At 61.6% G+C, this 26,781-nt stretch carries 25 protein-coding genes; 1 reads left to right on the forward strand and 24 read right to left on the reverse strand.

What is annotated here, in order from left to right:
- Position 1: 1 nt before the first annotated feature.
- The 3 genes from coxB to AB0O87_RS11835 form a co-directional block, all read right to left on the reverse strand.
- Complete coding sequence (gene coxB, locus AB0O87_RS11825) at positions 2–904, reverse strand: cytochrome c oxidase subunit II (protein WP_363515909.1); 903 nt, start codon at positions 902–904, stop codon at positions 2–4.
- Positions 905–1,047: 143 nt separating this feature from the next.
- Entirely contained in the window at positions 1,048–1,410 is a 363-nt protein-coding gene (gene erpA, locus AB0O87_RS11830; RefSeq protein ID WP_363515912.1) for an iron-sulfur cluster insertion protein ErpA, read from the reverse strand.
- A 70-nt stretch (positions 1,411–1,480) separates the two neighbouring features.
- Positions 1,481–2,884, reverse strand: coding sequence for a dipeptidase (locus AB0O87_RS11835; protein ID WP_363515915.1), 1,404 nt, complete (start codon positions 2,882–2,884; stop codon positions 1,481–1,483).
- 46 nt (positions 2,885–2,930) lie between these two features.
- On the opposite strand from AB0O87_RS11835, the gene AB0O87_RS11840 reads away from it, so the two are divergent.
- Positions 2,931–3,503: a DUF3043 domain-containing protein gene (locus AB0O87_RS11840; RefSeq protein WP_363515918.1), complete on the forward strand. Its 573-nt coding sequence runs from the start codon at positions 2,931–2,933 to the stop codon at positions 3,501–3,503.
- Here AB0O87_RS11840 and AB0O87_RS11845 read toward each other — a convergent pair.
- From AB0O87_RS11845 to murF, 21 genes are all read right to left on the reverse strand, one after another.
- Entirely contained in the window at positions 3,478–4,515 is a 1,038-nt protein-coding gene (locus AB0O87_RS11845) for a quinone-dependent dihydroorotate dehydrogenase (RefSeq protein WP_363516243.1), read from the reverse strand. The two genes, AB0O87_RS11840 and AB0O87_RS11845, sit on opposite strands and share 26 nt — an antisense overlap.
- A 10-nt stretch (positions 4,516–4,525) precedes the next feature.
- A complete protein-coding gene (gene nrdR, locus AB0O87_RS11850; protein WP_363515921.1) occupies positions 4,526–4,996 on the reverse strand; it encodes a transcriptional regulator NrdR in 471 nt (156 codons plus the stop codon).
- Between the two features lie 10 nt (positions 4,997–5,006).
- On the reverse strand, positions 5,007–6,311 hold the full coding sequence (hisD, locus tag AB0O87_RS11855) for a histidinol dehydrogenase (protein WP_363515924.1): 1,305 nt from the start codon (positions 6,309–6,311) through the stop codon (positions 5,007–5,009).
- A gap of 1 nt (position 6,312) precedes the next feature.
- On the reverse strand, positions 6,313–7,509 hold the full coding sequence (locus AB0O87_RS11860) for a hypothetical protein (protein ID WP_363515927.1): 1,197 nt from the start codon (positions 7,507–7,509) through the stop codon (positions 6,313–6,315).
- A 71-nt stretch (positions 7,510–7,580) separates the two neighbouring features.
- Positions 7,581–11,099 (reverse strand): DNA polymerase III subunit alpha, encoded by a 3,519-nt coding sequence (gene dnaE / locus AB0O87_RS11865; protein WP_363515930.1) that lies wholly within the window; start codon positions 11,097–11,099, stop codon positions 7,581–7,583.
- Positions 11,100–11,170: 71 nt separating this feature from the next.
- Positions 11,171–12,286, reverse strand: coding sequence for a hypothetical protein (locus AB0O87_RS11870; RefSeq protein WP_363515932.1), 1,116 nt, complete (start codon positions 12,284–12,286; stop codon positions 11,171–11,173).
- The gene (locus tag AB0O87_RS11875; protein WP_363515935.1) at positions 12,261–12,866 is read right to left on the reverse strand and encodes an RNA polymerase sigma factor; all 606 of its coding nucleotides are present in this window, start codon (positions 12,864–12,866) and stop codon (positions 12,261–12,263) included. The genes AB0O87_RS11870 and AB0O87_RS11875 overlap by 26 nt, the downstream gene beginning before the upstream one ends.
- Positions 12,867–12,947: 81 nt before the next feature.
- A complete protein-coding gene (locus tag AB0O87_RS11880; RefSeq protein ID WP_363515938.1) occupies positions 12,948–13,868 on the reverse strand; it encodes an RluA family pseudouridine synthase in 921 nt (306 codons plus the stop codon).
- Between the two features lie 2 nt (positions 13,869–13,870).
- Positions 13,871–14,500 carry a signal peptidase II gene (lspA, locus tag AB0O87_RS11885; RefSeq protein ID WP_363515941.1) on the reverse strand — a complete coding sequence of 210 codons (630 nt, stop codon included), beginning with the start codon at positions 14,498–14,500 and terminating at the stop codon, positions 13,871–13,873.
- Between the two features lie 9 nt (positions 14,501–14,509).
- Entirely contained in the window at positions 14,510–15,097 is a 588-nt protein-coding gene (locus AB0O87_RS11890) for a DivIVA domain-containing protein (protein WP_363515944.1), read from the reverse strand.
- A gap of 179 nt (positions 15,098–15,276) precedes the next feature.
- Positions 15,277–15,576: a YggT family protein gene (locus AB0O87_RS11895; RefSeq protein WP_363515947.1), complete on the reverse strand. Its 300-nt coding sequence runs from the start codon at positions 15,574–15,576 to the stop codon at positions 15,277–15,279.
- A gap of 3 nt (positions 15,577–15,579) precedes the next feature.
- Positions 15,580–16,047: a cell division protein SepF gene (gene sepF, locus AB0O87_RS11900; protein WP_363515950.1), complete on the reverse strand. Its 468-nt coding sequence runs from the start codon at positions 16,045–16,047 to the stop codon at positions 15,580–15,582.
- Between the two features lie 43 nt (positions 16,048–16,090).
- A complete protein-coding gene (locus AB0O87_RS11905; protein ID WP_363516246.1) occupies positions 16,091–16,777 on the reverse strand; it encodes a YggS family pyridoxal phosphate-dependent enzyme in 687 nt (228 codons plus the stop codon).
- 20 nt (positions 16,778–16,797) lie between these two features.
- Positions 16,798–17,940 carry a cell division protein FtsZ gene (ftsZ, locus tag AB0O87_RS11910; RefSeq protein WP_363515953.1) on the reverse strand — a complete coding sequence of 381 codons (1,143 nt, stop codon included), beginning with the start codon at positions 17,938–17,940 and terminating at the stop codon, positions 16,798–16,800.
- A gap of 163 nt (positions 17,941–18,103) precedes the next feature.
- A complete protein-coding gene (locus tag AB0O87_RS11915; protein ID WP_363515956.1) occupies positions 18,104–19,030 on the reverse strand; it encodes an FtsQ-type POTRA domain-containing protein in 927 nt (308 codons plus the stop codon).
- A gap of 3 nt (positions 19,031–19,033) precedes the next feature.
- Complete coding sequence (gene murC, locus AB0O87_RS11920) at positions 19,034–20,434, reverse strand: UDP-N-acetylmuramate--L-alanine ligase (protein WP_363515959.1); 1,401 nt, start codon at positions 20,432–20,434, stop codon at positions 19,034–19,036.
- 40 nt (positions 20,435–20,474) lie between these two features.
- On the reverse strand, positions 20,475–21,551 hold the full coding sequence (locus AB0O87_RS11925; RefSeq protein ID WP_363515962.1) for a UDP-N-acetylglucosamine--N-acetylmuramyl-(pentapeptide) pyrophosphoryl-undecaprenol N-acetylglucosamine transferase: 1,077 nt from the start codon (positions 21,549–21,551) through the stop codon (positions 20,475–20,477).
- Positions 21,548–22,753: a putative lipid II flippase FtsW gene (gene ftsW / locus AB0O87_RS11930; protein ID WP_363515965.1), complete on the reverse strand. Its 1,206-nt coding sequence runs from the start codon at positions 22,751–22,753 to the stop codon at positions 21,548–21,550. The genes AB0O87_RS11925 and ftsW overlap by 4 nt, the downstream gene beginning before the upstream one ends.
- Positions 22,722–24,257, reverse strand: a complete 1,536-nt coding sequence (gene murD / locus AB0O87_RS11935) for a UDP-N-acetylmuramoyl-L-alanine--D-glutamate ligase (RefSeq protein WP_363515968.1) — start codon at positions 24,255–24,257, stop codon at positions 22,722–22,724. Before murD ends, ftsW begins: the two co-directional genes overlap by 32 nt.
- Entirely contained in the window at positions 24,247–25,353 is a 1,107-nt protein-coding gene (gene mraY / locus AB0O87_RS11940; RefSeq protein WP_363515971.1) for a phospho-N-acetylmuramoyl-pentapeptide-transferase, read from the reverse strand. The genes murD and mraY overlap by 11 nt, the downstream gene beginning before the upstream one ends.
- The gene (gene murF, locus AB0O87_RS11945; RefSeq protein ID WP_363515974.1) at positions 25,350–26,762 is read right to left on the reverse strand and encodes a UDP-N-acetylmuramoyl-tripeptide--D-alanyl-D-alanine ligase; all 1,413 of its coding nucleotides are present in this window, start codon (positions 26,760–26,762) and stop codon (positions 25,350–25,352) included. Before murF ends, mraY begins: the two co-directional genes overlap by 4 nt.
- Positions 26,763–26,781: the final 19 nt, after the last annotated feature.

Below are 26,781 nucleotides of genomic sequence, written 5' to 3' on the forward strand. Positions count from 1 at the left end.
CTTACTCCCCTCCTTCCTCGGTGTCGTTCTTCGCGGTCGTGCCCGGAAGGTTCGAGAGACGGTCGTAGGCGTCAGTGATGTCGCCTGTGTTGCCCTCTTCCTCGAGAGACGCGAGGTAATCGTTGTACTCGTCGTCGGAGACGACCTTGACGTTGAAGAGCATCATCGAGTGGTACTCACCGCAGAGCTCGGCGCACTTACCCGCGTACTCACCCTCGCGAGTCGGAATGAAGGACCAGGAGTTGTCCTTTCCGATGAACATGTCTTTCTTGTACAAGAAGTCGATGATCCAGAAGGAGTGGATAACGTCACGCGAGCGAAGATCGATTGTGACCTTCTTGTCGACAGGCAGGACCAGCGTCGGCAACTGCGACTGGTCGATGTTGCCCGCGGCATCCGGCTGAGCCTGGATACCCATACTCCAGACAGCGTCGGAGTTATCTTCCGCTTCGCCGTCGTACTGGAAGTCCCATGCCCACTGCTTTGCGATAGCCGTGATCTCGACATCTGGGTCGTCCCACTTGGCTTCGATCTCTGTCTGATCGCGAGCAGTGAAGAAGAACATGCCCAGCACAAGGATGAGCGGCACGATCGTGTAGAAAATCTCGATCGGCATGTTGTAGCGCATCTGCACTGGCAGACCCGTCTGACCCTTGCGGCGACGGTAGGCAATCGCCGCCCAGGCCATCAGACCCCAGGTGATGATGCCGACTGCGAGCAGAACGATCCAGGAGTTGACCCAGAGCGACGACACCCGCTCGGTCTGGTTTGTAGCTGCGGGACCATCGTCCACGAAGCCAGGAAGAAAACCATTCAGCTCGGTGGTGGTACATCCCGCCAGGGCCAAGGCTGCCGCAACTCCCACAGGGAGGGCGGCCCAACGAAGGCTGCGTTTCGAGGGCACGATGCACCTTTCAGATCGCGAACAGAGCACACCCAAGTCTAGGGCAACCTCACACCTGATTCATGCCAACCACGCAGGTTGGCGAGGTGGATTAGGCGCGTTCCCGGCCGAAAATGCCGGGAATTGCGCCGCACCTCAAAGAATCAGTGGAAGCTGTCACCACAGGCGCAGCTACCAGCAGCGTTCGGGTTGTCGATAGTGAATCCCTGTTCAGAGATGGTGTCTTTGAAATCGATGGATGCACCATCGAGGTACGGGATGCTCATATTGTCGACGATTACCTCTACGCCGTCGAAGTCGACGGTTTCATCTCCTTCGAGGTAACGCTCGTCGAAGTAGAGCTGATAGATCAGACCGGAGCATCCGCCAGGCTGAACCGCTACGCGCAGACGCAGGTCGTCGCGTCCTTCTTGCTCAAGGAGGTTCTTGACCTTGATGGCTGCAGCGCCAGTGAGGCTGATTCCGTGGGCGTTGGTCGTCTCTGTGGTCAGTGTGGTGTCGCTCATGTCGCTCCTTTTGACGGGCCGCGGGGGCACGGCTTCTCGCATAATTCTACCGCCGACGTGGCGGAAAGGCTCAGTGCTCGATCGCGTTCATCCGTGTCAGCAGCAGCGCCTCGGTGGCGACGGCGTGGCGGAAGGTGTCGAGGTGCAGGGATTCGTTCGGGCTGTGTGCACGCGAGTGAGGGTCCTCCACTCCGGTGACAAGAATTTGCGCCTCCGGAAACTCCCTCACGAGGTCGGCGATGAAGGGGATAGACCCTCCGACCCCCAGATCGAGCGGCGGTACGCCGTAGCCATCTCGCATCGCATCCCGCGTGAGTGCGACTGCCCATCCGCTGGTGTCGACCAAGAACCCGTTGCCCAAATCAACATCAGAGAACGTGAGTTCGGCTCCAAACGGTGCGTGCGCGCGAAGGTGGCTCTCTAGCGCTTCATAAGCGTCTTGGCCCGACTGCCCGGGGGCAACGCGGGCGCTGACGACCACCGTGACTTCAGGAAGAAGTGTGTTCGACGCAGAAGCGACACTCGTCGCATCGATGCCGATAACCGTGACAGATGGCTTGTTCCAAATCCGACTCAGAATGCTGCCATTGCCGATCGGGGTGGTTTCGGGAAGAAGTCCGGCTTCGTCGCGAAGCGTTGCCTCGGTGTACTCAGGCGTCGGCGCTTCCCGCACGCTCATTCCGTCTACGGCGACAGAACCGTCGGCGTTCCACAGCGTCGACAAAAGCGTGACGGTAGCCATCATCGCGTCGGGCACTGCTCCTCCGAACATTCCGGAGTGCGAGGCATGGTCCAGCGTGCGCACACGCATGGTGAAGCGGGCGTTCCCGCGAAGAGAGACCGTAAGGCCCGGCGTCACTGAATCCCAGTTTCCGGAGTCAGCGACGACGATCGCATCGGCTCGCAGATCTTCTTTGTTGTCGGCGAGGAATTGTGCGAACGAGCGCGAGCCGTACTCTTCCTCCCCCTCGATGAACATCGCGATGCCCAGGTCGAGATCGTCACCGAGCACCTCGCTCACCGCACGCACCGAGGCGATGTGCGCCATGATTCCTGCTTTGTCATCCGCGGCACCCCGCGCATAGAGCCGGCCATTTCGGACCGTCGGCTCGAACGGAGGGGTCTCCCACAGCGCGTCATCCCCCGGAGGCTGCACGTCGTGGTGAGCGTAAAGCAAGATCGTCGGTTTGCCGTTGCGCGCAGCGCGCGTAGCCAGCACCGCGGGCTGACCGTGTTCCCCGGTCCCTGGAATAGCGGCGCGCAGCACCTTCACTTCGTCGAAGACTCCGGTGCCAGATGCCAGTGCCGCTACCGCCTCTGCGCTGCGCTCTAGTTGCGTCTGGTCGAAGGCTGGCCAGGCCATTCCGGGGATACGCACAAGGTTTCCGAGGTCCGACAAAGCGGAAGGAATGCCGGTTGCCACAGCGTCAAGGACAAGCGCGTCGGACTCACTGGGAAGAACAGGAGAGGTCATGCGAGTAATCTTAAGGTGATCTCCCGTCAGCGACCTGAGGAACTCCGTGTCCACTACCCCCGTTTCCCCTTCGACGAACGATGACGCTCCCGAGACGCCAGGCGTCGGTAAGGGGCGCGCGACGCCGACCCGTGCGCAGCAGGAGGCGGCCCGTCGCCGTCCCCTGGTCGCCAACACCAAGGAAGCAAAGGCCGCGGCCAAGGCTGAACTGAACGAGCGACGCGCTCGCGCCCAGGCAGGAATGGCAGCCGGCGAAGAGAAGTACCTTCCCACGCGTGACAAGGGTCCCCAGCGACGGTGGGTACGTGACTATGTCGACGCCGGTTGGCACCCCGCCGAGTTCGTAATGGCCGTGATGGTGCTCGTTATTCTGGCGTCGCTGATTCCCGCGAATTCTCTGATCTCGTTCTACGCCTACCTCGGGATGATGGGCTTCTTGATCATTGCCATCGGTGGCATGGTGCTTCTGAGCATGCGGGTGAAGCGCAAGGCTGCGGCAAAGTTTGGCAAGGACCGGATGGAGCGTGGCCTTGGCTGGTACGCCGCCATGCGTGCCCTGCAGATGCGCTTCATGCGCCTGCCGAAGCCGCAGGTCAAGCGCGGTCAGTACCCGGAGTAACCAACCCTCTGTTGATCTCGCGGCCCCAAAAAGGTCCGCGGTACAGGAATGCGGTGTAGCCCTGCACAAGGGTGGCTCCGGCTGAAATTCGCTCCTGCACATCAGCGGGTGTCTCAACGCCGCCAACAGCGATGACGCAGAATTCTGCGGGAACGACCTCACGCACGAGGCGCAGAACTTCCAGCGAGCGTTGCTTCAGCGGGGCACCGGAAAGACCACCGGCTCCGAGCTTCTCTACCTCAGCAGCATCGGTGAGCAGGCCATCTCGGCTGATCGTCGTGTTGTGCGCGATGATTCCAGCAAGCCCCTCGTCTACCGCCATCCGCGCAATTGCCGTGATTTCTTCATCCGGAAGGTCCGGCGCAATCTTGACGAGCAGCGGCGTAGCGCCAGATGCTTCTCGCACGGCGCGCAACAGCGGTGCGAGCGTTTCTACTGCTTGCAGTCCACGCAGACCAGGAGTGTTCGGCGACGAAACATTCACGGCCAGGTAGTCCGCGAGTGGAGCTAGACGGGTGGCGGATGCCACATAGTCTGCCGTCGCGTTCTCGACCTCGACCACGCGGCTCTTACCGATGTTGACACCGATGATCGTGTCTGGCGCGCCGCGACGAAGACGAGCTAACCGGCGTGCAGCAGCATCGGCACCCGCGTTATTGAACCCCATCCGGTTGATCACCGCACGGTCAGCGACCAGACGAAACAGACGCGGCTTCGGGTTCCCCTCTTGCGGAATCGCCGTTACCGTTCCCACCTCGACATGCCCGAAGCCAAGCGCTGCCAGTCCGCGCACGCCCACTGCGTTCTTGTCGAAACCAGCCGCGACGCCGAAGGGCGACGGAAAGGTGAGTCCGAGGGCTTCAACCTGAAGCGACGGATCCGGGCGCGTAGCGGCGCGCGTCACCCAGGAGAACGGCGGTGTTCCGAGCACCCGAATCACCGCCATGCCTGCATGATGGGCGAATTCAGGGTCGAAGCGCGAGAGCACAGCGCGAAAAAGCAGCGGATACATCACTGCCAGATTACCGGTCTGCGGACTCTTTCTCCGTGTGATCTGCGCGCAGATCCGTGATTGCGGCTTCAAAATCTTCGAGCGAGTCGAAGGCTTGATAGACGCTAGCGAAACGCAGGAATGCGACCTCGTCGAGATCGCGGAGCGGGCCCAGGATGGCGAGACCAATCTCGTTTGTATCGAGCTGGGAAACGCCGGTCTGACGCACTGCTTCTTCTACCCGCTGCGCCAACACGGCCAGGTCACCTTCCGTTACCGGACGACCTTGACATGCCTTGCGAACACCGGAAATGACCTTCTCGCGGCTGAAGGGTTCCATCACGCCTGAGCGTTTGATCACGTTCAGGCTGGCGGTCTCTGTGGTCGTGAAACGGCCACCGCACTCGGGGCACTGACGACGGCGCCGGATAGAGAGGCCATCATCACTGGTACGCGAATCAATGACACGAGAATCAGGATGACGACAAAAGGGGCAGTGCATCTGACCGATCCTACGCGTTGAACCGTGCGTCGATTGCCTCACCGTGAGCAGGCAGCACCTCAGTGTCGGCGAGGGCAACAACTCCGGCTCGCACGGCCTCAAGCGCCGCACGGTCGTACGAAATTACCTGTTGAGGGCGCAAGAACGTATACGCTCCGAGACCCGGTGCGTATCGCGCCTGACCGCCGGTCGGCAACACGTGATTACTGCCTGCCATGTAATCGCCCAGGCTCACCGGGGTCTGATCACCGACGAATACGGCTCCGGCGCTAGTGAAAGTGGCTGCTGCCTCTTCCGCATCGACGAGGTGCAACTCGAGGTGCTCCGGCGCGTAGGCGTTGCTGAAGGCGGTCGCCATCGCACGGTCGTCCACAAGCACGATCGCCGACTGCGGCCCGGCAAGAGCAGCAGCCACGCGTTCGCTGTGGCGTGTGGCCGTCGCAAACTTTTCGACCTCTACGGCAACCTTCTCAGCGAGCTCGACCGCATCTGTCACCAGCACGGCGGAGGCCTGTTCGTCGTGTTCTGCTTGACTCACGAGATCGGCGGCGATCAGCCGCGGATCAGCTGACGCATCAGCCACGACGAGAATCTCGGTCGCGCCCGCCTCAGAATCAGTGCCGACGACGCCAGCCACAGCGCGTTTAGCCGACGCAACATAGTTGTTGCCAGGACCTGAGACGACATCAACAGGGTCAAGCCCGATAGACGGCACTCCGTGCGCAAACGCCCCGATGGCGCCAGCCCCACCCATCGCATACACCTCGGTGACGCCCAGCAACGCCGCAGCCGCCAGGATGGTGGGGTGAATCCGCCCGCCCTGGTCTGCTTGCGGGGGCGATGCCAGCGCGATCTGGGTAACGCCAGCGACCTGCGCTGGCACGACATTCATAATCACGCTGGAGGGATACACGGCCTTGCCGCCGGGAATGTACACACCTACGCGGTGCACTGGTTGCCACCGCTGAGTGATAACGGCCCCCGCGCCAATGCGAGTGATCTGCTCCGTCGGCACCTGAGCGGCGGAAGCGAGACGCACCCGCCGAATAGCCTCCTCCAGCGCCATTCTCACCTCGGGCGCAAGTGCTGCCAGAGCTTCCGTGATGTGCTCTTCTGGGACACGCACCGCGTGATCGGAGACCCTGTCGAACCGCTCAGCCTGTTCCCGAAGCGCTACTTCTCCCCTGTCGCGCACATCGTCGACGATGCGAACAGCCGTGTCGAGAGCTTCGGCACGGGCCTGGGCAGCGCGCGGCACTGCCGCAAGCATGTCTGCAGGCGAGAGCTCCCGGCCTCGTAGATCAATTGTGCGCATTTCAGCCTTTCGTGATGTCAGTAACTTCGTGGAGGTAGCCGATTCGCCCGTCGTCATGTCGCACGACATAGGCGCCCCCACGGTCTTCAATCACCAGCGCCCACGCGTCTGGGCCGATCCGGAAGATCGGCTCTCCACGCTCGTCGTGAACATCGCGCTCAGAGGGCGCGAGAATCCAGAAAGGCTGTGCTGCCTGTGCTGCCGTTTCCGCCTCGCGGTGGCTCGACGGTTCAGGCTGAGCTGCTCCGGGCTGCGTTGCTTCGCCGGTGGCTAGGACGCTCGCAAAGATGTCGTTCGTCTCCACACGCGCGGCGGTCCCCAGGAGGGATTCGATGCTCCCGGTGTCCGAGACGATCTCAGGCTCTTGACCGCGGGACCGACGCGAGTATGCCGGCGCGTATTGCTCCGTCGGGGACGTTTGCTCTGTACCCGTTCCCCCGCCCGAAGCGTGTGCGGTGAGCGGCACCTGCTCAGCCAGGTCGAGGCGGATGACTTCATCTGTCGCGTGCTGCTCTAGGCCCTCCCCCTCGGGGGGCGTGACGAGAGCAGCCGCCGTTTCCGGCTCTGCCGATGCGTCGTCCTCGCTGATGTCCGCTTCCGCTTCTTCTGCAACGACAGGACGCTCACGACGCGGACGGGCGATAACAGGACGCACGGGGTTGGCGTTGCGGTGAGCCAGCGTGACGAGTCGTCCGTGGAAGTCTTCCTTCAGGCCGGGAATCAATGGAGCAAACACCGTGAGAATGACAAGCGCAAACGACGCAATCGCCATCGCCACGCTGTTCCAGGGCACTCCCCAGCTACCAATGGAGACCACCGCAGCAACAGCGAGCCAAATCTTTCCCGCCCAGACCACCGCTGAGACGGAGAAAGCCACCGAGGCAAACTGATCGATCCCCAAGGATCCGACTCTGCGGATCCCCTCGGGAGAGAAGCGGCGCAGTACCAACAGGAAAACGGCGACTGTCGGAACAGCAATCGGCAGGATCCATTCGATGCCGATTGCCCAGAGCGAAAGCCCTCCCGCCACGGGGAAGAACGAGAAGATGAACGAGAGCAACCAGACTCCCAGAATGAGCAGCTCGCGCAGCGTGAAGCCGAGCACACCGATCTCCGGCGTCACCTGGTCGTCGTAGAGAACGCCGTCGTCGTCGAAAATCGCGTCCTCCTGGTCCGCTTCGGGAAGATCCGTGCTCATGGTTGTTCCTTTCGTCACAGTGCTCGACGGATGATTTCGTCGTGCTGCCGACGGCTCACGATCCTACCGGCTCACCCCAGACAGCTGGGTCCGAGAAGTGACTTAAGGTCACCGAAAAGGTCGGCGGAAACCTTTACGGGCATAGGAACTTCGAACACCTTCGCCGTGCCACCCCGATGAACTCGAAGCAGCACCTCTGTGTCGCCCTTATGCCGGCGAAGCACCTCAGCGAGCTCCATCATCACGCGCTCGGTGGCGCGCTGCTCCGCGAGCGCCAACGACAACGGCCCAGCGGCATCGAAAGAGCCGACATCAGGGGCGAAGGTCGACTGCGCGTGGAGATTCAGTCCATCATCACGCCGGGACACGCGTCCCCGCACAGCCAGAATCGCGTCCTGCTGCAGAGTGTGCTGGAACTCCGTGTAGGTCTTTCCCATAAACATCACAGTGACCTCACCGTTGAAATCTTCGACGGTGATCATGCCGTACGGATTTCCACTGGCTTTAGCGACACGATGCTGCACACTGGTGACAAGCCCAGCGACCGTCACCTGGTCGCCATCCTGCACGTCCTCCGAGTTGAGAAGGTCGTTGATCGAAATCGAGGCATGCTTCGCGAGTGGAACTTCGAGCCCAGCCAACGGGTGATCTGAAACGTAGAGTCCCAGCATCTCTCTTTCGAAAGCGAGCTTGTCTTTCTTCGTCCACTCAGGGCGAGGAGGCACCTTCGCTGGAGCAACCTCCTCCATGCCGTCATAAAGGCTATCGAAGTCGAAGCCGATAGCTCCCTGTGCTTCGTTGCGTTTACGATCGACGGCTGCTTCGACCGCATCTTCGTGCACCTCTAAGAGAGCGCGACGTGAGTCCCCCATCGAGTCAAAGGCGCCCGCTTTGATGAGCGATTCCACTGTGCGCTTATTCGACACGTGGAGCGGCACTTTATCGAGGAAGTGATGGAACGACGTGAAGCGCTCATCTTTGCGAGCCTGCACAATGCCATCTACGACGTTGCTACCGACGTTTCGCACAGCCCCGAGACCGAAGCGAATGTCATCATCAACGGCGGCAAAGAAATTGATGGAGTCTGAGACATCGGGCGGAAGCACTTTGATGCCCATACGCCGACACTCGTTGAGGTAGAGCGCCATCTTGTCTTTGGAGTCGCCAACACTCGTGAGCAAAGCCGCCATGTACTCCGCGGGGTAGTGCGCTTTGAGGTACGCGGTCCAGTAAGAGACCAGTCCGTATGCGGCCGAGTGCGCTTTGTTGAAGGCGTAGTCGGAGAAGGGCAGCAAGATATCCCACAGCGACTTAATGGCTGCTTCACCGTACCCTCGCTGCTTCATCCCTCCAGCGAAGCCTTCATACTGCTTGTCGAGTTCGGACTTCTTCTTCTTACCCATCGCCCGACGCAAAATGTCTGCTTGACCAAGGCTGAATCCGGCGACAGCCTGGGCGATCGCCATCACCTGCTCCTGATAGATGATCAACCCATACGACTCTTCGAGAATCTCTGCAAGCGGCTCTTCGAGCTCAGGATGAATGGGAGAAATCTCTTGCAGACCGTTCTTACGCAGCGCGTAATTGGTGTGCGAGTTTGCCCCCATCGGCCCCGGTCGATACAGCGCGATCAAGGCGGAAATGTCACCGAAGTTGTCCGGCTTCATCAGGCGCATCAGGGAGCGAAGCGGTGGGCTGTCCAGCTGGAAGACTCCGAGCGTGTCACCGCGAGCAAGCAGTTGATACACACCAGGGTCGTCGAGCCCGAGCTGTTCGAGGTCGAGCTCTTCTCCCCTGTTCGTACGGATGTTATCTAGCGCGTCGGAGATGATCGTGAGGTTACGGAGTCCGAGGAAGTCCATCTTGATCAGGCCAAGGGACTCGCACGACGGGTAGTCGAACTGCGTGACGATCTGACCATCTTGCTCACGGCGCATGATCGGAATGATGTCGAGCAACGGGTCAGACGACATGATCACACCGGCGGCGTGTACGCCCCACTGACGCTTCAGACCCTCCAGACCGATGGCACGATCAAAGACAGTCTTCGCCTCAGGATCGGTGTCGATCAGCGCCCGGAATTCGCTCGCCTCTTTGTACCGCGGGTGTGCCGAATCGAACATGCCGTCCAGCGGCATGTCTTTACCCATGACGGGCGGCGGCATCGCCTTGGTCAACCGCTCCCCCATGCTGAAGGGGAAACCCAGCACGCGCCCTGCATCTTTGAGCGCCTGCTTCGACTTGATAGTGCCGTACGTGACGATTTGCGCAACGCGCTCTGAACCGTACTTCTGGGTCACATAGTCGATGACCTCGCCGCGTCGCCGATCATCGAAGTCGACGTCGAAGTCGGGCATCGAGACACGATCGGGGTTGAGGAATCGCTCAAAGATCAGACCGTGCTCTAGTGGATCAAGGTCAGTGATTCGCATCGCGTAGGCGACCATCGAACCTGCACCGGAGCCACGGCCAGGGCCCACCCGGATGCCGTTGTCTTTCGCCCAGTTGATGAAGTCGGCGACCACAAGGAAGTAGCCGGGGAACCCCATCTGCAAAATGATGCCGGTCTCGTACTCGGCCTGCTTGCGTACCTTGTCTGGGATGCCGCCTGGGTACCGATAGTTCAGCCCGGTCTCGACCTCTTTGATGAGCCAGCTGTCTTCTGTTTCGCCGTCGGGCACCGGGAATCGAGGCATGTAGTTCGCCGCTGTGTTGAACTCCACCTCGCAACGCTCTGCGATGAGCAGCGTGTTGTCGCAGGCCTCGGGGTGATCGCGAAAAAGCGCACGCATCTCGGCCGCGGTCTTGATGTAGTAGCCGTCGCCGTTGAACTTGAACCGATTGGGATCGTCCATCGTCGAGCCGGACTGCACACACAGCAACGCCTCGTGCGCATCGGCTTCGTGCTGATGCGTGTAGTGCGAGTCATTCGTGGCGACCAGGGGGATCTTCAAGTCTTTCGACAGGCGCAGCAGATCAGTCATCACGCGTCGCTCGATCGACAGTCCGTGGTCCATGATCTCGGCAAAGTAATTCTCTTTGCCGAAGAGATCTTGCAGTTCCCCCGCGGCCTCTCGCGCAGCCTCATACTGTCCGAGACGAAGTCTGGTCTGAATTTCGCCGGAGGGGCATCCCGTCGTGGCGATCAGGCCCTTGGAGTAGGTCTGCAGTAGCTCGCGATCCATGCGCGGCTTGAAGTAGTAGCCCTCCATGCTGGAACGGGAGCTCAGTCGAAAGAGGTTGTGCATACCCTCTGTGCTCTGGCTCCACATCGTCATGTGTGTGTACGCACCTGAGCCAGAAACATCGTCGCTCTTCTGATCGGGTGATCCCCACTGCACGCGAGTCTTGTCGCTGCGATGTGTGCCGGGGGTGACGTAGGCCTCGAGCCCGATGATCGGTTTAACTCCAGCGGCATTGGCCGCCTTGTAGAACTCGAAGGCGGCAAAAGTGTTGCCATGGTCGGTCACCGCGATGGCCGGCATCTCGTAATCAGCGGCCGCCTGAGTCATCGCCGCGATCTTCGCAGCACCGTCCAGCATCGAGTACTCACTGTGCACGTGCAGGTGGACGAAAGAGTCGGATGCCATGGGTTCAATTCTACGGCGGACCTCGACACCGGAGCTCAGAGCCGGGGTCCGCCGTGAAAAGTGGTGTGTAGCTACGGAGCGGAGTCGACGACGCTCACGCTGATGCGTTCCCAAGAATCCGCGACATCCGATGGCACGATCCCGGTCCCCGAGTCATATCTGATCAGGGATCCGACTGCGAGGCCCGTCGTCGTGTCGATCGAGATCTCGTTAAACCCCCAACGGGATTCGTTCGCCGCAAACGCGATCGTAGTGATATTCCCGTCCACCCCTGCAATAGTGCTTTGCGGAAGCAAAGCCAGAGCCTCATACATCGATGCCTGAAGATCCGGAGGGGCCGTGTTGTATTGCAGCTCCTCGATCAGCACTTCCGCGGCAGTTCCGAGCGATTGTTCGGAACTGTCCACTGCCCCATTGCTCGCACGAACCCACTCCAAAAGCGCCTGCGGGTCGCGTGGAAACTCAGAGTAATAGGCCTCAGACGCCCTGGACGGTTCACCGGGTCCAGCTTCCCCCAGGCCACCTGTCGTCCGTAGATAGAACGGTTCTCGGTCGCCACCTAACCACTCTTGTGCGTGTGACTCGGCACCTTCACCGTAAAACGCCGTGAGCTGGTCCTGGTTCGGGAACTCTCTCACCCATTCACTCGAGCGGTCGGCCGGGACATAAACCGACCAATGCGAGCGCGCGATCCACGCCGCGCTCGCATCTGCCCGTGAGGCATCGAACAGCGATGGAGTATCGGACGGGCCGTAGAGCACGAGCGTGTTCACCTCCCGCTCGACCTTCAGATACTGCCCCTCCTGGAGGCTCGGCGTCGTGCTCGCACCGGAGGCCTTCGCAGCAGCACTCAACACAGAGGATGCTGTTACGGGCGTCGGCACGGGCGGCTCGGTCTCACGCGGCGTTGCTGTTGCAGTGGGCGGCGGTGTCTCGATTACCGGTGGCGCCGCTTCGATGCGCGGAGTAGGTGTGGGAGTCTGGTTGAGCATAACGACCCCCGCCGTCACCGCGGCCACTCCGGCCAATGCGCTGACGATCACGAATGACCAACGTAGAGCTCTCTTGCGATTCTGTGCCAAGCTCGCGTCGATGCCGTTCAAAAGCAGAGAACGGGCACTCCCGATTTCCGCCTCCGTCAGGCTCGCTTCAACGTTGACATTACGCACTCGCTCTAAAACGTCCATCGACCTCTCCTTCCTTCTCCGTCATGACTGGCTTGCGGCCCTTTCGACGGGCTGGGTTCAATCGTGTGCGCACACGATTTATGCGCGACCTCACCGTTCCCACTGGCACATTGAGCGCGATGGCAATCTGCTCATATGTAAGGTCTCCCCACGCGTAAAGCAGCAGCGTCTCGCGGTCTTTCGCCGAAAGCGAAGCGATCAACGGTGCAAGATCCCGTGTGGCGCGCTGAGCATCAAGGCGAGCGATGGTGGCATCGAGATCATCGTGGGAGAAATGCTCTTCCCTGGCCGCTGACGCAGCACTCGAACGGAGATGCTTCGCCTCGCGTGAACGATGCTTCTTGATGAGCTTGGACGCAATCCCGTATAGCCAGGGAAGCGCGGAGTCCCAGTCCGTATCAAACGACTTTCTCCGGGCAAACGCGACCAGGAATGTCTCGCTGAGAATGTCCTCGCCCGCGTGCACACCGGTACGCCGGGCAGCGTAGCCACCGATTGCACCGGCGTGCCTATCGAACAGTTCAGCGAAGGCTCGGGGCTGTCCGAACGACCGCTCAATAATCTCGCTGTCTGTGCTCACACTATCTATTGCCCCAGAACCCGAAAGTAGTTCAAAACTTCTGACGGCATTACAGCGATGAGCTACTCACGTAGCCACGCGCTACTCGCCGCGCAGAACATCCAAAGCGTGTCGGAAGTCCTCTGGATACGGCGACTCGAACTGCACCCAGTCCCCCGTGGCCGGGTGGGCGAAAGCGAGCCGATGCGCGTGCAGCCACTGACGTGTGAGACCAAGCCTGGCAGACAACGTGGGGTCAGCGCCGTACAGCGGATCACCTGCACACGGATGCCGGTGTGCCGCCATATGCACTCTGATCTGATGAGTGCGGCCTGTCTCGAGGTGAATCTCGAGCAGAGACGCTCCGGGGAAAGCCTCGAGCGTCTCGTAATGCGTCACTGATGGCTTTCCATCTGGGACGACAGCGAATTTCCACGAGTGGTTCGGGTGGCGACCGATAGGCGCCTCGATGGTGCCAACCAGCGGGTCAGGATGCCCCTGCACGACAGCATGATAGATCTTCTCGACGGTGCGCTCTTTAAACGCGTGCTTCAAGACTGTGTAAGCATGCTCGCTCTTCGCCACGACCATGAGACCGCTCGTGCCCACGTCGAGCCGATGAACGACGCCCTGACGCTCCGCTGCTCCGCTGGTCGAGACGCGAAAACCTGCCGCGGCAAGAGCTCCGACCACCGTCGGACCTTCCCACCCCACAGAAGGATGTGCAGCGACGCCCGTCGGCTTGTCGATCACGATGATGTCGTCGTCGTCGTACACCACGCCCAGCTCTGGCACTGCGATAGGGACGATCTTTGGCGCCTCTTTCGGCTGCCATTCGACATCGAGCCAACCGCCACCGCGCAGACGGTCCGACTTATCCAGCGTCACCCCGTCGAGACGGACGCCGCCAGCCGCCGCAACGTCGGCAGCGAATGTGCGGGAAAACCCCATCAGTTTTGCGAGGGCCGCGTCGACGCGCGATCCATCAAGCCCGTCTGGAACCGGAAGTGAGCGCGACTCCACCGTTAGCGCCCTTCGGATGCGGGGGCCGCATCATCAGAATCCACGCTGTCTGCGGTTGAAGAATCCGCAGCTGCCAGTGCGGCCGCCTCCGCTTCTTCCTCTGTCTCGACGACGACGTGATCGCGTTCCCGCGTGCCATCGAAACGCAATCCGAAGACGACAAGGAGCGCCACCGAGATCATCCCGGTCACGATGAAAATGTCGGCGATGTTGAAAATTGCCGGCATCATCCACGGCATTGAGATCATGTCGACAACATGCCCGACAGGAAAACCTGGCTCGCGGAAAAGACGATCGCTGAGATTGCCCAATACACCGCCGAGCAAGAGGCCCAGCACCACTGCCCACAGCCGTGATTGAAGGTTGAAAGCCTTCCAAACGATCACCCCGGCGACAACAGTGAGAGCGATCGTGAAGATCCACGTGACCTCAGAGCCGAGCGAAAAGGCTGCTCCAGGGTTACGGATGTAATACAGCTGAAAAAACTCACCGAGAACCGGAACGGGCTCCCCATACGGGAGGTTCTCGATCGTGAGGTGCTTTACAAACTGATCGGCGGCTAGCGCGAGCGCTGCGAGAATCGCAACGATCGCGCCAGCCGCCGACCGACGAAAGGGACGGCGTCCTGACAAGAGGGCGCCTTACAGACCGATCGCGGAAACGGGAGTCGAGTCCGTCGAAGTGGACTTCTCGTCGAGGTCGCGGAGCTGACCCTCGATGTATCCACGCAGCTGCGAGCGGTAATCGCGTTCGAAGTTCCGAAGCTCAGTGATGCGAGCCTCGAGGGTGTTGCGCTCGCGCTCCAGTCGTGCGGCCTCTTCGCGCTGCTTGGACTCAGCCTCGGTGCGAATGCGTGCAACCTCAGTTTCGGCCTCGGCAATAAGAGCGTTGCGCTTCGCCTCACCCTCAGCCACGTGCTCGTCGTGCAGGCGCTGTGCGAGCTCGATGATGCCAGCGGTCGCGGTCGCGGATCCGGTCGGCAACTCTTCTGCCGCGGGGGCGGGAGCGGCGACAGGCGCAGCGGGAGCAGCAGGTGCGGCGGCTTCTGGAGCAGCACCGGACTCGAATGCGGCAAGCTTGGCCTTCAGTTCGACGTTCTCTTCGAGCGCCTTGCGCCACTCAATAACGACCTCGTCGAGGAAGTCATCTACCTCGTCTGGGTCGAAGCCGTCCTTGAAGCGGACGTGCTGAAACTGCTTGGTGACGACGTCATCCGGGGTAAGTGCCATGAGCGGCTCCTCTTTCGATGAGTTCGATTGCCAGTATCGATATATGGCGTGGTCGTTATGTGGAGCGAACCCGGGGTGCGCACCTGGGTGCCAGCATAGTCCTCACTGATCCGAGTCGCGATGTCGCGACACTCAGAGTCATCGAAGTTGATGCACCGTCGCCGCAAAACGCTCCGGATTTAGCGAATAAAAAGCCCGACGATGTTCATCGAGATCAAGACGATGAGGAGCGTCAAAGAGAACCCGAAGTCGAGCGAGAGGGTCCCAATGCGCAGCGGGGGAATGATGCGCCGGAAAAACCGGATCGGCGGATCAGTGATCGTGTATACCGCCTCAGCCGCGACGACACCAAAGCCTTTGGGACGCCACTCGCGATTGAACAACGGAATGTAATCCAGGATCAAACGTGCAAAGAGCACGAAAACATAGAGCAGGAGCATCGAGTGCACGATGCTCGCCGCTATAGAGACCAGCTGCACGAGTTACGACTGATCGAAGCCCGCAGACTCAGCGTCTGCGTGTGCGATGCCCCCGTGACCCGAGACAGCAATGTTCTCCGGAGAGAGCAGGAAGACCTTCGACGTCACACGCTCAATACGTCCGTGCAACCCGAGCGAAAGTCCGCTCGCAAAGTCGATGAGTCGGCGCGCGTCTGCGTCGCTCATCTGAGAGAGGTTGATGATGACCGGGACGCCCTCACGGAAGCTCTCTGCGATCAACTGCGCGTCGCGGTACTGCTTCGGATGGACGGTGAGAATCTCGTTCACGGCTCCTGCAGACGGCTGGCGGACGGCAACGGGGCGGCGCAAAGGCGTAACGGGAGCCGGTGCAGGCTCGTCGCGGTCGCGGTCGCGGTGGGCACGAGCAGGTGCTTGCGCCTCTTCCTCGTAGACCTCTTCCTCGTCGGCGAGGCCGAGATACACCATGGTCTTCTTCAGCGGGTTACCCATCGTGTCCTCCGGTTCGAACGTTTGGGGCTGGTCTTTTCACAGGTTATCTCCGGTCGGGCCGAGGTCCGGTGATTGCGGAGCCGATCCGTAGGTGTGTCGCGCCTACGGCGATTGCCTCAGCGAAGTCACCGGTCATGCCGGCCGAAATCCAAGAGGCCGATGGCTCCACCACACGAACGTCGTCGGCCAAGCTACGCAGCCGCGCAAACGCGGCAGCTGGCTCCTCGTCCAGTGGCGCCACGGCCATGACGCCTCGGAGTCGGAGCGACGGGAGCGTGAGGATGTGCTCGGCAAGCGCAATCACCTCGCCGGGGGCAGCTCCCCCACGGCCAGGATCGTCCGTGAGGTTGATCTGCACGAGCACGTCGAGCCGATCGCTCGCCTCACCACCCGCTCTATGCAGGGCATCGGCAAAGCGCGTGCGATCGACGGAGTGCACCACGTCGGCGCTTCGACGAATCGATGCCGCCTTATTGGTTTGACCCTGGCCAATGAAATGCCAGCGAACGGAAAGATCCGCGAGCTCAGTTTCTTTGGCAGACAGTTCTTGCTGGCGGTTCTCACCGACGTCGCGCACGCCGAGAGCATCCAGCTCGCGGACGAGCTCTGCGGGGTGGAACTTCGTTACCACGATGCGAGTAATCTCTTCGGCATCGCGTCCCGCATCTTTCGCGGCATCGGCAATTCGCTCATCGATCGCCGCCAGCCGCGCGCCAATGCCAGACGGCATCGGCGCGTCGACCGAGACGCTCACTTCAGAAATTCGGGGATGTCAATGTCGTCATCAGCAAAAGCCGGCTCGATGCTCGTCGCAGGCGCACGGTGTTGTACTGGCTCCGGCTTCGGCTGCTCGCTCGCCTCTTCTGATTCCTCCGTGACATCGACCTCTGGCAGGCTCGCAGCAGAGGGACGCGACACCACCATCGGGTCAAGGCGCAGGGAGGGCTGGCCGCCATCGAAACCTGCGGCGATCACCGTTACCCGCACTTCATCACCCAGGGTGTCGTCGATGACGGTACCGAAGATGATGTTTGCTTCGGGGTGCGCCGCTTCCTTGACGAGGTCGGCAGCATCGTGGATCTCGAAGATTCCGAGGTTCGATCCACCCTGAATCGAGAGCAGCACGCCGTGCGCACCCTCGATACTTGCCTCCAGTAGCGGCGACTCCACCGCGAGCTCGGCGGCTTTGATGGCACGGTCGGCGCCGCGCGCCGAGCCAATGCCCATCAGTGCGGATCCCGCCCCCTGCATGACCGACTTCACATCGGCAAAGTCGAGGTTGATGAGACCGGGTGTCGTGATGAGGTCAGTAATTCCCTGCACACCAGCGAGAAGCACCTGGTCGGCGGTCGCGAAAGCTTCAATCATCGAGATGCCGCGGTCGCTGATCTCCAACAGGCGGTCATTCGGGACCACGATGAGCGTGTCGACCTCTTCCTTCAGCTTCGCCACGCCAGCTTCTGCCTGGCTCTGGCGGCGACGGCCTTCGAAGGAGAACGGCTTGGTGACAACGCCGATAGTGAGAGCGCCGATGGACTTCGCAATGCGAGCCACCACGGGCGCTCCACCGGTACCGGTACCGCCGCCCTCACCAGCGGTCACGAACACCATGTCTGCTCCGGTCAGAGCTTGCTCGATCTCTTCGGCGTGGTCTTCCGCCGCGCGGCGACCCACCTCCGGATCGGCTCCCGCTCCGAGACCGCGGGTGAGCTCACGGCCCACATCAAGCTTGACGTCTGCATCGCTCATGAGGAGCGCCTGCGCATCAGTGTTCACGGCAATGAACTCGACTCCGCGGAGACCGAGATCGATCATGCGGTTCACGGCATTGACGCCGCCACCGCCGACGCCGACGACCTTGATCACGGCGAGGTAGTTCTGGTTCTGGCTCATGGCCGGCCTCCGATTAGTCGAGCCTTAAGTGGGCAAACCTTAAACCTCAAGTAGAGGTGTAAAGTATTTCCCGGTATTGCGTTCTCTTTGATCGAAGGTATGCGCCGCTGGCCCTCCCGTGCGCAAAGCCGTGGGCGTGTCGCGCGTTTACTCGCGAAAGCTCTCAGCCGACGACGGCAACGTCAGGTGAAGTCACATCAATTGAGCGCGCGTCGGGGTTCGCCGCCATCATCTTCGACAGCGTGACGGCCTTCAGCGCCGACTCATCCGCACTCCCCCACACCACAACCAACCCGTTGTCGAGAGTGAGCGTGACATCGTCTGCGGTCGTCGCGCTCACTCCACTGAGCACAGAGCGCACCTCTGTCGGCAGAGATCGCACCACGAGTCCAGCACTGCGGAACGCAGGGGTATCGACGCCGCCGTCGACGTCGATCACTGGTTGGCCTGCGGGCGCGTCCTCGGTGGTCGAGAGCGCGACACCTGCCGCATCGACCAGGGTGAAGCCCGCTTCGGAGGCGATAACTCCCACCGGAGTGCGCTCCACGATGCGCACCGTGAGGTCGTGCGGCGGTCGCGCCTCGAGCGCATAAGTCTCGATCAGCGGAAACGCGAGCAGTGCGGCCTTCACCTCGCTGGTATCAACAAGTGCAAGCGGTGTACCGAGTTGATCGCTCAATGCCGCTTCGATCACGGCCGGATCGAGGTTGGTTGCGCCAGCGACCGAGATCTTCTCGACCGCGAACAGCGGACTGTATGCGGCAGCGATGCTTCCACCGATCAGCAGCACAATCGCTCCGATAGCACTCAGCCAGACGATCTTTCTGCGGCGAGACCGCTGGGTGAAGCGGCGAATCTCGGCCCGCAGTGCCTTGCGCCTGGCGCGTGCCGCACGCCAGACGTCCATCGACGAGGTCAGCTCAGCGGCATCCGCAGTCGGCTCGCTTTGTTCTACGATCGGTTCGCCGAGATCGGCCGCTGGCCCCTCGCTTGGCTCTTCCTCACCTCGACGGGGTGCGCGAGGGCGTACCTGTGCAGGCTCCTTCTCCGGGCGTTCCGGGGTGCTCGGAAGCTGTGCAGGCCGACGCATCGGCTATGCCTCGTCGGCCTGGCTCAACGATTCCAAGACCTGCGGAATGATCTGGTACACGTTGCCGCATCCCAGCGTCACGACAAAGTCACCGTCGCGTACGACGGTCGCGGTGTAGTCCGCCGCTTGCTGCCAATCTGCGACGTAGTGCACGCGCGAAGCATCACGGAAAGCGCCGCTCACAAGCTCACCCGTCACCCCAGGTACGGGATCTTCGCGCGCTCCGTAAACGTCGAGCATCACTGTGTGATCAGCGAACTCTTCAAGGACGTCTGCGAACTCCTGATACATGTGCTGCGTGCGGGAGTACGTGTGGGGCTGTTGGATGGCGATGACACGCCCGCCCCCAGCAATACTGCGCATCGCTTCCAGCGCCGCACGCACCTCAGTCGGGTGATGCGAATAGTCGTCGTACACCGTCACTCCGCGGGCAGCGCCATGCTGCTCAAGACGGCGGACAGTGCCAGCAAAACCCTCGACAGCCCGCACTGCATCTTCCAGCGGGTATCCGAGAGACAGCAGGACCGCGACAGCGCCGGCCGCGTTGATCGCATTATGGATGCCTGGCACGGCCAGCTGCATTCGGGCTTGCTCGTCGCCGCAGATCAACGTCGCGGCAACGGCGCCAGAGGAGACGATGTCGACAACTCGGAGGTCGGAGCCTTCCGCCTGTCCAAACGTCAGTACGTTGCGGTGTGAAAGCCCCGCGCTCACCCGCAGCGCGCCTGGATCGTCGCTGGAGATGACAACGGCCTCAGTAGCAGCGTCGGCGAAGCGGACGAATGCATCGTGAAACGCCTCGTCAGAGCCGTAGTGATCGAGGTGATCGGGGTCGACATTGGTGATGAGGGCGACCGCCGTGTTGTACAGCAAAAAAGTGCCGTCAGACTCGTCGGCCTCGACGACGAACAGGTCGCCATCGCCGGTAGCGCTCGATACGCCCAACTGCTCGATTACTCCGCCGTTGACGAAGTGAGGGTCGCTGCCGAGGGCGCGCATCGCCGTGACAATCATGCCGGTCGAGGTTGTCTTTCCGTGCGCACCGGCGACAGAAACCAGGCGACGAGATCCGATCAGCCAGTGCAAGGCCTGCGAGCGGTGGATCACATGAAGGCCGCGCTCTTTTGCTGTCACGAACTCGGGGTTCTCCGGCCAGATCGCCCCGGTGTGCACGACCGTGTCTGCGTCACCGAGGTAGTCAGCATCGTGTCCGATGTGCACGGTGGCTCCAGCTGCAGCCAGCGAACGCAGAGCGTCACTGTCTGCGCGGTCGCTGCCAGAGACGCGAATACCGGCGTCGAGGAACATCTTCGCGAGTCCGCTCATCCCGGATCCACCGATACCGATGAAGTGCGCGGAGGTGATCGTCTCGGGAATGGGGAGGGAAAGGTCAGGTCTGATCATGGCTTCTTCAGTCTACTTTTTCTCGTCTGCAGCAGCCGCGTCAGACCGCGTCGAGAGAGCGGTCGATCAGCGCAATGAGGTTCTCGGTACCGGTGCGGGTTCCGACGGCTTCAGCCGCCGCCGCCATGCGAGAGATCCGCTCGGGGTCCTCGAGGAGCGGAACAACAGCGCGCCGTACGGCATCTGCGTTGAAGCTTGCATCGTCGAGGAGCTCAGCTGCTCCGTGCTCTACCGCCGATGCGGCGTTCAGCCGTTGTTCGCCATTGCCGACGGAATACGGCACGTAAAGCGCGGGAATACCAAGCGCGCTGACTTCGCTCACCGTCGCCGCCCCTGAACGACAAAGCACCACGTCGGCCAGCGCGAAAGCGAGGTCCATGCGATCGACGTAACGACGGAAGGCGTAACCCGTCGCACCCGGATCGGTCTGCTCACTGCGTTCACCCGTGACGTGCAGCAGTTGCCAGCCCGTAGCGAGAACGTCGTTCCAGGAATCGGCGAGAGCCTCATTCAGACGCTGAGCGCCCAAGGATCCGCCGAAGACCAGCAGGACGGGTCGTTCCGCATCGAGCCCGAAGTATTCGGCAGCTTCCGCTCGGGTCCCTGCACGGTCGAGTGAGACGACTTCATGTCGCAACGGCATTCCTACGACCTCACCACCGCGAAGCGGCGTGCCTGCAAATGCCACACCGACAGCCGCGGCTTGACGGGCTCCGAGCCTGTTCGCCAGTCCTGGCTTCGCGTTTGCCTCATGCACCACGAACGGTATCCGCTCCCGGCGCGCTGCGATATACGCCGGCGCGGAGGCATAGCCTCCGAAGCCGACAACCACATCGACGCCGTTTCGACGGATATGTTCGCGCACCTGAGCGATCGCTTTGCGGAACCGACCGGGAAAGGCAAGCGCTTGACGGTTAGGACGCCGAGGGAAAGGCACCTTGTCGACGATGAGGAGGTCGTACCCTCGCTCTGGCACGAGTCGCGACTCGAGCCCTTCCGCTGTCCCGAGGACGAGCACGGCATCAGCGGCACTTCTTTCGCGGAGCGCGTCCGCGACGGCGAGCAGGGGGTTCACATGGCCGGCGGTGCCACCGCCGGCGAGGAGATACGAGGTCACCTGGAGACCCTACCCCGCTCAGCTGGTTGCTTTTCGGTAGCCGGAATCGTGCGCGCAAAGGCCAGGAGCACACCGCAAGCGATAAGCACGGCCAGTAGTGCAGTACCGCCCTGAGACATGAATGGGAGGGGAACTCCCATCACGGGGAAAACGCCGATCACAACGCCGATGTTCAGCACGGCCTGTCCCACAATCCATACCGTTATCCCGCCAGCCGCGACGCGGATGAAGGGATCAGGAGTCTTGCGGATGATGTGGAACGCCCCGACAGTGAAGAAAGTAAATAGCGAAAGCACCACAATGCAGCCGATGAGGCCGAGCTCTTCTCCGACGATCGCAAAAATGAAGTCGTTTCCTGCGGCGGGCAACCATCCGTACTTTTCCTGGGAGTTGCCCAGTCCCAGGCCGAAAACTCCCCCCGAAGCCATTCCCCAAATGCCGTGTATCGACTGGTAGCAGTCGGTGTAGTACAGCGCCATGTCATCGCAAGAGGCGGTAATTCGTCGCATGCGGTCTTCGCTCGACAGTGCATACGCAAGCACTGCAACCACACCGAACAGCACCGGGAGGATGAACAACCGCAGCTTGACACCGGAGAAAAACAAACATCCCAGCAGAATCAGCACCAGAACCATCGCGGTACCAAGGTCATGCCCGGCGAGAACAGTGCCGATCGCGAGAGCGCCGACCGGGATCACAGGGATGAACACGTGATGCCACGTCCCGAGCATCGCTTGCTTGCGCAAAAGCACCGCGGCGATCCACAGAGCAAGCGCGAGTTTGAGGAACTCCGAAGGCTGCATTGTGAAGCCTGCGATCTTGATCCAGTTTCGGTTTCCGCCGTCTTCGATACCGAGCGGCGTGAACACAAGCAGCTGGAGCGCCACAGCGCCGAAGAGCGCAGGCCACGCCATCTTCTTCAAGAAAGCGACGGGCAACCGGCTGACGAGGAACATCAGAGGAATGCCGAGCAACGCAAAGACGCCCTGACGCAGCACACCATCCATCGGGTTCACGCCTTGGGCGACCGCCGTCGCGCTCGTGGCTGAGAGCACCATGACAAGCCCGAAAAGAGTAAGCAGTAGGGCGGTGGACGCGATGAGAAGAAACTCGGTGGATACCGGAGTGAACCGGCGTCCCAGAGTCACCCTCGCGGCGAGACCGCCCGACTCAGAGCGCTGAGGGCGAGACACCTGCGTCATCGGCGTTCCCCCGCTCAATCCAGTCCTTTACCGCCTCGGCGAAGCGGTGGCCTCGATCCGCATAGCTGGAGAATTGGTCGAAGGAAGCCGCAGCCGGGGCCAGCAGAACCGTACCCTCGTCGCCGACGATCCCCGTCGCAATCTCCACGACACGGTTCATGACGTGTCCAGTCTCACCAGCAACGGCTTCGAAGACGGGCACCGCTGGCGCGTGTCGCTGGAATGCTGCCATTACGGCACGACGATCGACTCCAATAACGACGGCAGCGCGTGCCGTCGCACCGACCTCTGCGACCAGCTCTGAGATGTCGACGCCCTTGAGATCGCCACCGACTACCCACACCGCGCCGGGGAATGCCCGGAGCGAAGATGCCGCCGCATGCGGGTTGGTTGCCTTCGAGTCATCCACCCAGGTGATGCCAGCGTGCTGGGCGATCACCTGAATCCGATGCGCATCCAGATGAAAAGACTGCAGTGCACTGTGGATGGCCTCAGGCTCCACGCCCAAAGACCGCGCAAGCGCGCTGGCAGCCAGAATGTTCTGAACAATGTGCGGGGCGGCCAGACCAGAAGCCTGGAGGTCAGCGATGGTCGTCAGCTCGAGAGCACTGCGTGCACGATCGTCAAGGAACGCTCTGTCTACGAGCAGCCCCTCCACCACGCCGATGTCGCTGGGGCCGGGGACACCAAGGTCGAAGCCAATGGCGCGGGCCCCCTCGACGACCTCTGCGTCTTCGACCATCAGGCGCGTAGCTTCATCGGCCTTGTTGTATACGCACGCGACGCGGGTGTTCCGATAGACCGTGGCCTTCGCGTCGCGGTAGGCCTCTGCACTCCCGTGCCAGACGAGATGGTCGTCTGCGAGGTTCAAGCAGACAGCGGCGTACGGGAACAGTTCGCCCTCTGGCTGTGACTGTCCCAGGTACCAAAGTTGATGACTGGAGAGTTCGACAACCAGCACATCGAACCCCGCGGGGTCGCGAACGGCATCGAGCACTGGCACGCCGATATTGCCGCACGGCGCTGCCCGAAGACCGCCTTCGACGAGCAACGTAGCCGTCAGCTGCGTGGTGGTTGTCTTTCCGTTTGTTCCTGTGATGAGAACCCAGTCCGCCGGGGTTCCATCTGCGCGGACGACCTTGTCACGAACTCGCCACGCGAGTTCGACGTCGCCCCACACGGCGATACCCGAGTCCTGCGCCCAGCGAATAAGCGGGTGCGACGGCGAAAAGCCGGGAGAGGCCACGACAACATCCGGGGCGAAGTCGATCAGTGCACTCGGAACCTCCGTGAGCGCACCAACCTCGAGCCTGGCTCCGATCACGGGGAGCAGCTGTTCGTACTCCTCCGCAGCCGACTCTGTCAGCACGAGAACGTCGGCATCGAGCTCGGTGAGAGTGTCAGCCACCGAGAAGCCGGTCATCGAAAGACCCAGCACGGCGACACGAAGACCGCTCCAGTCGGCGTGCCAACTTGTGAGTGTGGCGAGACGATCAGTGGACACGGGTAAGCCATTCAACGTAGAAGAACCCGACAGCAGTCACTGCAAGCAGACCGGCAATGATCCACATGCGCACGACGATCGTGACCTCAGACCATCCGCGCATCTCGAGGTGATGATGGAACGGACTCATCAGGAACAGACGCTTGCCTCGCGTGACCTTGAAGTAGGCGCGCTGCAGAATAACCGAGCCGGAGGAGAGCACGAAGACACCGGCAATGACGAGAAGCAGCAGCTCAGTGCGGGTCAGGATTGCCATCGCGGTGATGACGCCACCGATAGCCATCGAACCGACGTCGCCCATGAAGACCTTCGCCTTCGGCGCATTCCACCAGAGGAAACCGATAAGGCCTGCAGCGAACGATGCGGAGATGATCGCCAGGTTAAACGGATCTCTGACCTCGTAGCACCCGCCCAAGGCGTCAGGGTCGCCACCGATGCACGGCTGCTTGAACTGCCAGAAAGCGATCAGGCTGTACGCGCCAACGACGAGCACGCCGGCACCTGCGGCGAGTCCATCGAGCCCATCTGTCAGGTTCACGCTGTTCGAGGTCGCGACACCGATAACAGCGATCCAGGCAAGGTAGAGAATCCAGCCGAGGACCACTCCAAAGGCGAACAGATTCAGCCACGTGATGTCACGGAACAGCGAGATCGACGCGCTCGCGGGCGTTTGACCCCACCTGTTGGGGAAGTTGAGGGCAACAACGCCGAAGGGGATGATGACCAAAAGCTGTCCGATGACCTTGCGCCAACCGGAGAGCCCGAGGCTGCGCTGGCTCTTGACCTTCATGTAGTCGTCGATGAATCCGACCGCGCCAAAACCGACCATCAACCAAATCACGAGGAGTGCAGAAAGAGCTGGCACCTCACCGCTCACCAGCACGCCGGTGAAGTACCCGACAATCGAACCGACAATGAAGATGACGCCACCCATTGTGGGTGTGCCACGCTTCGCCTCATGGCTCGGATTGTGCACCGACTCGGGGGTACGGATGACCTGCCCCCAGCCCCACTTGCGGAAAAGCCGCAAGAAGACGGGAGTCAGGAACAGAGTGAAGGCAAGCGAAATCGCCGCCGCCATGATGAGTGACCTCACGAGAACAATTCTCCCAGACGATCGCCGAGATGCCGGAGGCCCACGGAATTGGATGACTTCACAAGCACGCGGTCGCCGTCGCGAAGCTCGGTGCGGAGATACTCAAAGGCGGCGTCCTGGTCTGGTAGATGCACAGCCTCGCTGTCCCAGGACCCCTCCCCAACCGCCGAAAGATAGAGCCGTCGCGCTTCTGGTCCGACAACGACGATGCGTTGAATGTTGAGACGCACGGCGAGCAGACCAATTCGGTCGTGCTCCTCCCCCGCGCTTTCGCCGAGTTCACTCATGGCCCCGAGGACGGCGACAGTGCGCTCCTCTGGCGAGGTGATCTGGGCGAGCGTGCGTAGAGCAGCGGCCATCGAATCGGGACTGGCGTTATAGGCATCGTTGATGATCCGTACGCGGTCGCTGCCCATCGGCTGCATGCGCCAGCGCTCAGCGATCTCTACAGTCTCCAGTCGGGCCACCGCGTCCGTCGTGGTGACTCCGAGCTCTCGTGCGGCGGCGATCGCCGCCAGGGCGTTGGAGACGTGGTGAGCCCCGAGCACGCGCAACCGCAGGGTCAGCTGTTCGCCAGCGACCTCCAGGTGACAGATAGTGCCGGAGGCGTGAACCTCCACGTCAAGTGCGCGCACATCTGCATCTTGGCCCTGGCCGAAACGCATGATTTTCAGCCCACGCGCCGTCGCGATCTCTCCCATCGCGGCGACCCGAGAGTCATCCAGATTGAGAACGGCTGTGCCTGGAACCCTGGCCGCTTCTACAAGTTCCGCCTTGGCCTTGGCCGTGGCCTCGATCCCTCCGAAGCCGCCGGCATGTGCCATTCCCACCATCAGCACGACAGCGATATCCGGCTCTACGAGGCCAGCAAGATGCGCGATACTCCCCGGCGCCGCGGCGCCAAATTCGCTCACAAGGAACCGGGTGTCCTCCGTCACTCGCAGCATGGTCACCGGAGCGCCGACCTCGTTGTTGAACGACTTCACCGGCGCGACGGTTTCGCCCTCAGCTTCGAGGATGCGGGCGAGGAAGTTCTTGGTCGTGGTCTTGCCATTCGAGCCGGTGATACCGACGATGCGCAGGGACCCGTTGGCTCTGACACGCGCCACCACCTCGCGAGCAAGCGCGCCGAGTGCTGCGACGGCATCCGGCACAATAATTTGGCTCACCGGGGCGTCGACAGTGTGCTCCACGATGGCGAGCACAGCGCCAGCGTCAACGGCGGAAGCGACGAAGCGGTGTCCGTCTGTCTCCGCTCCCGGCTTCGCGACGAAAATCGCACCGGGAACCATCTCACGAGAGTCCGTGTCTACGAGTCCATCGACGACGGTCTCTGCCGTGTCTTCTCCGGCAACACGCAGATCTCCGCCGATTGCGGCGGTAATCTCAGCGAGCGTCAGGGCGATCATGTCATCTCCATGCGCGGCT

The sequence above is a fragment of the Microbacterium sp. NPDC076768 genome (assembly GCF_040687205.1).
GTDB lineage: Bacteria > Actinomycetota > Actinomycetes > Actinomycetales > Microbacteriaceae > Microbacterium.